Origin of the sequence: Amycolatopsis sp. lyj-346, assembly GCF_046548975.1 — a bacterium.
Classification (GTDB): Bacteria; Actinomycetota; Actinomycetes; order Mycobacteriales; family Pseudonocardiaceae; genus Amycolatopsis.
This window is the reverse complement of the sequence record NZ_JAJPWT010000017.1, coordinates 223,373-230,954: the sequence shown is the minus strand read 5'-3', so window position 1 is coordinate 230,954 and position 7,582 is coordinate 223,373. Positions and strand designations below refer to the sequence as shown.

Below are 7,582 nucleotides of genomic sequence, written 5' to 3'. Positions count from 1 at the left end.
GGGACACGAAGGCCTCCGGGCGGTGATGTGGTTCCTAGACAGCTCCACTTCACAACCGGAGGCCTTCACCTGTCAGCACGACAGGCCGTCACCGCCTCAACCCGGGACAACCTCCCCGGACATCACAGCTAGGGCAGCAGCGTGGCCTTCAACGCTTCGACCAGGTTCGGGGCCAGCTCGGGGCTTTCCACGATCTCGTCCATCGTCTCGTCCGTGCCCTCGGCCGTGCCGATCCCGCGCAGCCGCATCACGCAGGCGCCTTCCCCGTCGCGCAGGACGGCCGCGACCAGGCGGGCCTCCGTGCGCTGCGGGTGGTCGGCGGCCGCGCGGCGCAGGCTCTCGGCGTCCGCCTCGGCGACGCCCGGCAGCTCCGGCTCCGAGCCCGGCGGCAGCACGATGATCTCCTGGGCCAGCGCGCACCCGATGACCAGATCCGGCCACGCGATCCGGCCCAGCGCCTCGGCCAGGTCACCCTCGGGCAGCGCTTCCTGGGCCACCGGCGTCAGCGGGTTCGCCCGGTCGAGCTGCCCGGCCAGCTCCGGCTGCTCGTCCAGCAGCGCCGCCGTCGGCACCAGCGCGAACAGCTGCGGCGGCTGGTCCCAGCCGCCCGCGGCCATGAACTCCTCGATCTCACGGGCGAGCGCGGCCACGCCGGCCTGTCGCGCTTCGTTCGCTGCCATGCGCACATCGTGTCAGGTCGGCCGGCGCGGCGACGCCGCGAGTCCGGTTTGGGCGGGTCCCGGGAACTTCCCGGGGTATCCGTAGAGTTAGGGAATCAGGGGGCGCACGCGCCCCTGCTCGGGTATTGACGAAGAACAGGAGCGTGTGCCGTGGCGACTCGGCCCCCGGTGAGCCTGCCGAAGCTGTCCCGGCGGAGCCGGATCCTCCTCATCATCGCCGCGATCGTCGTGCTGGCGTTGCTGCTCGGGGCCCGCCTCCTCGACACGTACGTCGACTGGCTGTGGTTCGGCGAAGTCGGCGCACGGTCGGTGTTCACCACCCAGGTGGTGACCCGGATCATCCTGTTCTTCGCCGTCGGCCTGCTCGTCGGCGGCGCACTGGCGATCAGCCTGATGATCGCCTACCGGACCCGCCCGGTGTTCGTGCCGATCTCCGGCGCCGACGACCCGCTGGCGCGCTACCGCTCGGCGATCGTCGCCCGCATCCGGCTCTTCGGCATCGGCATCCCGGTGTTCACCGGCCTCATCGCCGGCCTGTCCGCCCAGGGCGACTGGCAGGTCGTGCAGCTGTTCCTCAACGGCACCTCGTTCGGCCAGACCGACCCCGAGTTCGGCAACGACGTCGGCTTCTACGCCTTCGACCTGCCCTTCTACAACTGGCTCCTCGGCTGGCTGTTCATCACCGTCGTCATCTCCTTCTTCGGCGCGCTGATCTCCCACTACGTCTTCGGCGGCATCCGGCTCGCCGGCAAGGGCGGCCAGCTGGCCGGCCCGACCCGCGCGCAGCTCGCCATCACCGTCGGCCTCTTCGTGCTGCTGAAGGCGGTCGAGTACTTCTTCGACCGCTACAACCTGCTGCTGTCCGACCGCGGGATGCCGCTGTTCGTCGGTGCCACCTACACCGACCTGAACGCGGTCCTGCCCGCGAAGCTGATCCTGCTGTGCATTTCGACGATCTGCGCGGTCGCCTTCTTCGCCGGTGCCTTCCTGCGCAACCTGCAGCTGCCCGCCATTTCGCTCGTGCTGCTGATCCTGTCCGGCATCCTCGTCGGCGTCGCCTGGCCCGCCGTCCTCGACCAGTTCTCGGTCAAGCCGAACGCGAACGAGAAGGAAGCAGCGTCCATCCAGCGCAACATGGACGCCACCCGCCGCGCCTACGGCCTCACCGACGTCCAGTACCAGCCCTACACCGGCAAGTCGGACGCCACCCCGGACCAGATCAAGAGCGACACCGGGACCATGTCGAACATCCGGCTGCTCGACCCGAACATCCTCTCCGACACCTTCACCCAGCGCGTCGGCCGCGAGAACTTCTACGGCTTCCCGGCCAAGCTGGACATCGACCGCTACACCGTCGGCGGCGTGACGCAGGACTACATCGTCGCGGCCAAGGAGATCAAGACCGAGGGCCTCACCGGCAACCAGACCAGCTGGATCAACAAGCACCTCGTCTACACCCACGGCAACGGCTTCGTCGTCGCGCCCGCCAACACGATCGACCGCGCGGTCAAGGACGCCAACTCCGACGGCGGCTACCCGATCGCCACCACCAGCGACACCCAGAACCCCGCCGGCGCCGGCGCGCCCGCCGTCGGCCAGACCGGCATCCAGGTCAAGGAACCCCGCATCTACTACGGCGAGCTGTCCGCCGCGGAAACCGACTACGCCATCGTCGGCGGCACCTCCGGCAACGCGCCCGGCGAGTACGACACCGCGACCGACCGCTACACCTACAAGGGCACCGGCGGCGTCCCCATCGACAACTGGTTCAACCGCCTCGCCTTCGCCGCCGAATACGGCGAACGGAACATCCTGTTCTCCGACGCCATCGGCGACAACTCCAAGATCATGTACAACCGCGACCCGCGCGACCGCGTCAGCAAGATCGCGCCGTGGCTGACCCTCGACGGCGACCCGTACCCGGCGGTCGTCGACGGCAAGATCCAATGGATCATCGACGGCTACACCACGCTCAACAACTTCCCGTACGCCCAGCAGACCCAGCTCGGCGCGGCCACGAACGACTCCCTCAACGGCGTCGCCCGCCAGGCCAACAGCTCCATCAACTACATCCGCAACTCGGTCAAGGCCACCGTCGACGCCTTCAACGGCACCGTCACGCTGTACTCGATCGACGACAAGGAACCGGTCCTCGACGCCTGGGAGAAGGTCTTCCCCGGGCTCGTGAAGCCCAGCTCCGAGATCTCCCCGGACCTGCGGGCCCACTTCCGCTACCCCGAGGACCTCTTCAAGATCCAGCGTGAACTGCTGTCGCGCTACCACGTCAGCAACCCGCAGGAGTTCTACTCGCAGCAGGCCTTCTGGAGCGTCCCCCAGGACCCGACCGCCGAAGGCGGCTCCAACCCGGCCGCGGCCGGCGCGGCCAACCAGCCCGGCTACTACGTCCTCGCCGACACCCCCGGCCAGACCAAGCCGACCTTCCAGCTGACCAGCTCACTGACCGGCCTCCAACGCCAATACCTCGCGTCCTGGATGTCCGTGTCCTCCGACCCCGCCGACTACGGCAAGATCCGCGTCCTCCAGCTACCCAGCGCGGCCACCGGAGCCACCCAGGTCGACGGCCCGGTCCAAGTCCAGAACCGGTTCCAAAGCGACTCCCGCGTCGCCCAGGACCGCACCCTCTTCAACAACCCCAACGTCACCCCCATCTACGGCAACCTGATCACGCTCCCGGTCGCCGACGGCTTCCTCTACGTCGAACCCGTCTACATCCGGCAGCGCAACCAGAACAGCTACCCCCAGCTGGCCCGCGTCCTCGTCTCCTACGGACCCAAGGTCGGCTACGGCGCCACCCTCCAGGAAGCCCTCGACCAGGTCTTCGGCGCCGGCACCGGCGAAGCCACCACCACGCCACCCCAAGCCGGGCAGCCGACGACCAACCCACCCAACTCCACCAACCCCACCAACCCCACCACCACACCCCCTAACACCAGCGGCGGCAACGCAGCCCTCGACCGAGCCATCGCCGACATCCAATCGGCCATCGCCAAACTCAAAGCCGCCCAGCAATCCGGCAACTTCACCGACCAAGGCGCCGCACTCGCCGCCCTCGACGCAGCCGCCCGCGCCTACGAGGCAGCCAAGACCGCAACCCCCGGAACCAGCACGGCACCACCCAGCACCCAGCCCGGAGGGTGACGTCGACTACCCAAACGGCACCTGCTTTGCACCCGCCCGAAAGGCAGGCGTAAGGTAGGTGCCACGACGCGGGGTGGAGCAGCTCGGTAGCTCGCTGGGCTCATAACCCAGAGGTCGCAGGTTCAAATCCTGTCCCCGCTACAGAGGTTGGGAGGGGTGTGCTCGCCAAAATCGGCGGGCCGCCCCTCCTTCGCATTGTCCCTGGGGGTCGAACCCCCAGACCCCCGCCAGGGGGGCTTCGCCGCCCCTGGACCCCCCGGTGGCTGGTTGCGTTGTGCGGTTGGCCCTGTCTGGTTGAGCTTTTAGGTGAGTCCCAGGGCGGGGTGGGGTATCTCTGCTACGAGTACCTCTGCGTGGGGCTTTGGGGTTGGGGTTTTTGTTGGCAGGAACCAGTTTCCTTTGTGGAATTGGTCGCTTGTGTGGCCTTCTGTCAAGGGGAGTCCGGAGGCGGGTTCTTGCTGGGGAGCGCGCGAAGTGTCCGTCCGCGACAGTCGCCTGTTCGCTCGTGCATTCGCCCGAGCATCTGAACGTCCACTCCGGCCAGTGCCTGATCGTCGCCGGCGACGACCAGGCAGGGGCTGCGGCGGGTGGTGCTCGCTTCGCTGCGCCGGTGGGGAGGCGGTGCTGGGTGGCGGCGACGCGCGGTTCGAGGGCGGGGTGGCCATGGTCCTCAGTGGAGTCCGTCGGGGGCTGGAGACGCGTAAGTGCAGGTCAGCGCGTTTGGGGACCCCGGTGTAGAGCCGGTTGTGGCCCCGTGTAATCTATTGAAGTACCAAAACGGCGCGGGGTGGAGCAGCTCGGTAGCTCGCTGGGCTCATAACCCAGAGGTCGCAGGTTCAAATCCTGTCCCCGCTACCACCAAGAGGCACGTTCTCGGGAAATCCGGGAACGTGCCTCTTTTTTCATGCCCACACGGCTTTCGCTGCCGACTTTTCCGTCGAACACGCCGAAAACTACGAATCCCACGATGTGGACGCACGCCCGGGATGGTTGCGGTCCGTGTCCGGAGTCGGCCAAGCCGGGGATTGCCACCCGCCGAACTCACCTGCCTGGAGGTGCCGGAGCGGCCCGGGTGCGTCTGGTTGGACCAAAGTTCCCTGGGAGCGGTTGCAGAGCGTGGTCAGGTCCACAGTGGACCTGCTCGCATTGGGCCGAACGAGGGGATCTCACTAGCCACAATGGACAGATCGCCTGACCACTGTGGACACAGCGGCCGATAAGTGGGAATCTAGGGGGCGTGTCCGAATTGAATGCAACAGCCGCCGCCCTGCTCGGTCTGCTCCACGACGGTCCCGCCACCGGCGGGCAGCTCGTCGCGGGAGCGGGTGAGCGTTTCGGCGCCTTCTTCAGCGTCACCCGCAGCCAGGTGTACCGGGAGCTCCCGGCGCTGTCCAAAGAAGGCCTCGTCCGGCTCGGCAAGCAGGGCCCGCGCTCCAGTCAGCAGTACCTGATCACCGCCGCCGGCAAAAAGGCCTTCAAGGCCTGGCTGACGTCCGAGGCCGGCCCCGACCACCTGCGCAGCCCGCTCATCCTGCGGCTCGTGCACGCGGGGTCGCTGACGGCGAAGCAGCGCCAGTCGCTGCTCGACTCGGCTCGCGCCAGCTACAGCCAGCAGCTCGACGACGCCAAGGCGGCCACCAAGGCGGCCGAGGGGCCGTACGAGAAGGCCGTCGCCGAGTTCGCCCAAGCCCAGGCCAAGGCCGCGCTGAAGCTGCTCGACGCCATCCCCGCGGCCTGAGGTTCGCGCACCCACGGCCGGTCCCCGCAACCGGTCGTGGGTTTTGCCGTAACCTTGACAAACGTGAGTGATGAGTTCGACGCGGCACTGAGGGACCTGACCGGCAAGCTGACGCAGATCGAGTCGGTGATGGACCTGGATGCGCTGCGTGCCCAGGTGGCCGACCTGGAGGCCCAGGCTTCGAGCCCCAACCTCTGGGACGATCCGGAGGCGGCGCAGAAGGTCACCAGCCAGCTGTCCCACCGGCAGACCGAGCTGCGCCGGATCAGCGAGCTGCGTCAGCGGCTCGACGACCTCGGCGTGCTGTACGAGCTCGCCGAGGCCGAGGGCGACTCCGGCAGCATGGGCGAGGCCGAGGCCGAGCTCACCGACCTCGGCAAGGACATCGACGGTCTCGAGGTCCGCACCCTGCTCTCGGGCGAGTACGACGACCGCAACGCCGTCGTCACCATCCGCTCCGAGGCCGGCGGCGTCGACGCGGCCGACTTCGCCGAGATGCTGCTCCGCATGTACCTGCGCTGGGCCGAGCGCCACGGCTACCCGACCGACGTCTACGACATCTCCTACGCCGAAGAGGCGGGCATCAAGTCGGCGACGTTCAAGGTGAGCGCCCCCTACGTCTACGGCACCCTCTCGGTCGAGCAGGGCACCCACCGGCTCGTCCGGATCTCACCGTTCGACAACCAGAGCCGCCGCCAGACGTCGTTCGCGCACGTCGAGGTGCTGCCCGAGGTCGAAGAGGTCGACCACGTCGACATCCCGGAGAAGGACATCCGGGTCGACGTCTACCGCTCGTCGGGCCCCGGCGGGCAGAGCGTCAACACGACCGACTCCGCGGTCCGCATCACGCACATCCCGACGAACATCGTCGTTTCCTGCCAGAACGAGAAGTCGCAGCTGCAGAACAAGGCGGCCGCGATGAAGGTGCTCCAGTCCCGGCTGCTGCAGCGCAAGAAGGAAGAAGAGCGCAAGGAGATGGACGCGCTCAAGGACGGCGGCTCCAGCTGGGGCAACCAGATGCGCTCCTACGTGCTGCACCCGTACCAGATGGTCAAGGACCTGCGGACCGAGTTCGAGGTCGGCAACCCGACCGCGGTGCTCGACGGCGACATCGACGGTTTCCTCGACGCCGGCATCCGCTGGCGGAAGCAGACCGCCTGATCGGCGCAGCGGGTGTTCGGGTGACCGCTCACCGTACGCAAACACCCGCTGCTCCACCCGGGTGGACCGGGCAACCGGGGCTTCACGACACCGGTGGGTAGTATGCCGAATCGTGATCCGGCTCGAAGAGGTTTCCAAGGTCTACAAGACCTCGACGCGGCCCGCGCTCGAGCGGGTGTCCGTCAACATCGAAAAGGGGGAGTTCGTCTTCCTCATCGGTCCCTCGGGATCGGGGAAGTCGACCTTCCTCCGGCTGCTGCTGCGCGAAGAGACGCCCAGCAAGGGCCGCGTGATCGTGTCGAACTTCGACGTCGCCAAGCTGGCCCGCCGCCGGGTCCCCCGCCTGCGGCAGACCATCGGCTGCGTCTTCCAGGACTTCCGCCTGCTGGCGAACAAGACCGTCGCCGAGAACGTCGCCTTCGCCCTCGAGGTCATCGGCAAGCCCGCCCCGACCATCAAGAAGGTCGTCCCCGAGGTGCTGGAGCTCGTCGGCCTCGACGGCAAGGCCGACCGGCTGCCCAACGAGCTCTCCGGCGGTGAGCAGCAGCGCGTTGCGATCGCGCGCGCGTTCGTCAACCGGCCGCTGGTGCTGCTGGCCGACGAGCCGACCGGGAACCTGGACCCCGACACCAGCCAGGACATCATGCTGCTGCTGGAGCGGATCAACCGCACCGGCACGACCGTCCTGATGGCCACCCACGATCACTCCATCGTGGACTCCATGCGGCGCCGCGTCGTCGAGCTGCAGCTCGGCCGGGTGATCCGCGACGACGCCCGCGGCGTCTACGGCATCGGTCGCTGACCCCCGCACCCGCGACCACCCCGCCCGCAACGCCCCCGACCC

Annotated in this window: 5 protein-coding genes and 2 tRNA genes; 6 read left to right on the top strand and 1 reads right to left on the bottom strand. The window is 68.1% G+C overall.

The genetic code is table 11. The features are described from left to right. Positions 1–128: 128 nt before the first annotated feature. Positions 129–680 (bottom strand): PPA1309 family protein, encoded by a 552-nt coding sequence (locus ACLJQE_RS36715; RefSeq protein WP_410644168.1) that lies wholly within the window; start codon positions 678–680, stop codon positions 129–131. Positions 681–830: 150 nt separating this feature from the next. Here ACLJQE_RS36715 and ACLJQE_RS36710 point away from each other — a divergent pair, with 150 nt between their 5' ends. The 6 genes from ACLJQE_RS36710 (at position 831) to ftsE (ending at position 7,540) form a co-directional block, all read left to right on the top strand. Then, entirely contained in the window at positions 831–3,839 is a 3,009-nt protein-coding gene (locus ACLJQE_RS36710; RefSeq protein ID WP_410644167.1) for a UPF0182 family protein, read from the top strand. Between the two features lie 67 nt (positions 3,840–3,906). Beyond that, a tRNA-Met gene (locus ACLJQE_RS36705) sits at positions 3,907–3,980 on the top strand. A gap of 640 nt (positions 3,981–4,620) precedes the next feature. Then, a tRNA-Met gene (locus ACLJQE_RS36700) sits at positions 4,621–4,697 on the top strand. A 379-nt stretch (positions 4,698–5,076) separates the two neighbouring features. Next, the gene (locus ACLJQE_RS36695) at positions 5,077–5,577 is read left to right on the top strand and encodes a PadR family transcriptional regulator (protein ID WP_043776593.1); all 501 of its coding nucleotides are present in this window, start codon (positions 5,077–5,079) and stop codon (positions 5,575–5,577) included. A 63-nt stretch (positions 5,578–5,640) separates the two neighbouring features. Then, entirely contained in the window at positions 5,641–6,738 is a 1,098-nt protein-coding gene (gene prfB, locus ACLJQE_RS36690) for a peptide chain release factor 2 (protein ID WP_410644166.1), read from the top strand. A gap of 112 nt (positions 6,739–6,850) precedes the next feature. Next, the gene (ftsE, locus tag ACLJQE_RS36685) at positions 6,851–7,540 is read left to right on the top strand and encodes a cell division ATP-binding protein FtsE (RefSeq protein ID WP_410644165.1); all 690 of its coding nucleotides are present in this window, start codon (positions 6,851–6,853) and stop codon (positions 7,538–7,540) included. The last annotated feature ends 42 nt before the right edge of the window (positions 7,541–7,582 follow it).

What these genes read in the sequence shown, in the direction of transcription:
- ACLJQE_RS36715 (WP_410644168.1), bottom strand. Translation starts at nt 680, where the DNA reads ATGGCAGCGAACGAAGCGCGACAGGCCGGCGTGGCCGCGCTCGCCCGT.